1 protein-coding gene and 2 riboswitches are annotated in these 2,372 nt (G+C 44.0%); the gene reads left to right on the top strand.

The genetic code is table 11. The features are described 5' to 3' along the window. A riboswitch (cobalamin riboswitch) is annotated at nucleotides 1-188 on the bottom strand. A 79-nt stretch (nucleotides 189-267) separates the two neighbouring features. Then, nucleotides 268-463, top strand: a riboswitch (cobalamin riboswitch). A 61-nt stretch (nucleotides 464-524) separates the two neighbouring features. Further along, nucleotides 525-2,354: a TonB-dependent receptor domain-containing protein gene (locus B3182_RS06505; protein WP_292357608.1), complete on the top strand. Its 1,830-nt coding sequence runs from the start codon at nucleotides 525-527 to the stop codon at nucleotides 2,352-2,354. The last annotated feature ends 18 nt before the right edge of the window (nucleotides 2,355-2,372 follow it).

Below are 2,372 nucleotides of genomic sequence, written 5' to 3'. Positions count from 1 at the left end.
CAGGCCGGTCTCCGGACTCATGAGCGGTGTTGTCACCGGTTGAACACCTTCCCGTAATAGATACAGTGGCGTAACGTTCAACCTGAACTCATTTACCGTTGCGGGGGCAGTGTCGGGTTTATCCAATGTTTGGCTGCACCGACTTCCCGTTTCATCACTTTCGCGACACCTGAAACTGCCGACAGAATAAGGATTAGCAAGCTATATTGTCAATTTGGAAATCATTAATTGTCCTTATCAGGTTTGACGATAAGCCATGGGAGATTTAAGATGCGCGCCTCTTCAGGTGCTTTGATATCCATCAGAGTTAAACGGGAAGTTGGTGAAAATCCAACACTGCCCCCGCAACGGTAAACGTTGAAAATGCATCCAATCAGCCACTGCGTATTAATCGTGGGAAGGCGGATGTACTGGCGCAAGCCACAACGTGAGTCCGGAGACCGGCCTGAAGTTCATCACAACCGAATCGTGTTGTGTGACTTTATTAACCTGGATCGCGGGTGAGCGTATCCCTAGGAGACAATATGAAACCTTCAACAAAGGCCATGCCTTTGCGTGTCTGTGCACGACTGACTTTGGCGGCACTGGCTACTTCCACCTTCTCTGTTACGGCTCTGGCTGAACAGGAATCCCTTGATGCAATGACGATTACGGCAAACCGTATGCCCACGGAAAATGTATTGGCCCCGAATACCGTTATCACACGTGCGGATATAGATCGTTTGCAGATTAATAATTTGCCCAGCTTACTGTCACGGTTTCCAGGTATGGATATTTCAAATAGCGGTGGCTTGGGGAAAAACAGCAGTGTCTATTTACGAGGCACAAATTCAGATCATGTGCTTTTTTTAGTTGATGGGGTTAAATGGCATTCTGCTACATCAGGAGGGGCTGCCATCCAGGACTTTCCGGTAAATCAGATTGAACGAATTGAAATCGTACGTGGACCGAGGTCTGGTTTGTATGGTTCAGAGGCGATTGGTGGCGTCATTCAGATATTTACCCGGCAAGGTAAAAACCAGGATCCAACTCCCTATGCTTCGGTGGATATTGGTAGTCATAATACTAAACAGGCAAGTGCGGGCGTAAGTGGAGGTAATGAAACGACTCGTTATCATGCCAATTTCTCGCATCAATCAACCAATGGAATTAATGCCAGAGAAGAAGATAATCCGGATCATGATGGTTATCGAAATAATAGTGTTTCAGCAAAAATTGATCACGATATCAATAAGGACTGGAGTGTTGGAGCGAATTTTTTACGCGCTCAATCACAAAATCATTATGATAGTTTTTCCCTGACCGAAGATTTTTATGCTGATAATATTCAACAGGTTATGGGTGTAAATTCACGTTATCAATTCACGGATAATTGGCTAATGTCCTTTAATTTATCTGAATCCCGCGACGAGTCAGATAATTATGCGGATGGTACTGCCGATGGCACGTTCAATACTCGTCATCGGTTTTTCAGTCTGGTTAATACTTTTATGCTGTCAAAACAGCAACGTCTCAATGTTGGGCTGGATTATGATAACGATCGTATTGAGGGCACGATTGATTACGATGAAACCTCACGTGATAACAAGGCGATTTTTATCAGCTGGCAGGGGCATGCAGGTAATCACAGTTGGTTATTAAGTACACGTCATGATGATAATGAAGCCTATGGGGAAGAAACTACTGGCACTGCAGAGTGGGGCTATCAATTAACACAGGCACTTCAGTTTACGGCGAATGTAGGAACTGCATTTAAAGCCCCAACATTTAATGAACTTTATTATCCAGATGTTGGTTTTTTTGTTGGCAATCCCGATTTAGAAGCCGAAAAATCCAAAAACTATGGCGTTGGTTTGTTAGGCAACACGGATTGGGGTACTTGGGGAGTTCATGCTTTCCAGAACAAAATCCGTGATTTGCTGGTGTATCAATTTCCCACCACTGAAAATGTGGCTGAAGCCAAAATTAAAGGTCTTGAGTTCGATTTGGCTACAACGCTGATGAATTGGCAGGTACAGTTCAATGCGACTGTGCTTACACCCGAAGATGAAGAAACGGGTAATAAGCTACCACGCAGAGCACAGCGCTTCGCGAATCTGCATGTTGATCGTCAGTTTGGTGATTGGTTAATTGGCGGCAGCTGGAAAGTCAGTGATTATCGTTATGATGATGCCGCTAACAACACGCGTTTAAGTGGTTATGGTCTGGTGGACTTCAGAGTGGCTTATCAGATAGATAACGACTGGTCAGTTAAGTTAAATGCAATGAATGTATTCGATAAGGAATATCAAACCGTCAACAACTTCAATACCTTAGATCGCACTTATATGTTGTCTTTACATTATCAGCCATAAGGTAATTCATTGTTGCAT

The organism is Methylophaga sp. UBA4204, assembly GCF_002379485.1.
GTDB lineage: Bacteria > Pseudomonadota > Gammaproteobacteria > Nitrosococcales > Methylophagaceae > Methylophaga.
This window is presented reverse-complemented; position numbering and strand designations above follow the sequence as displayed.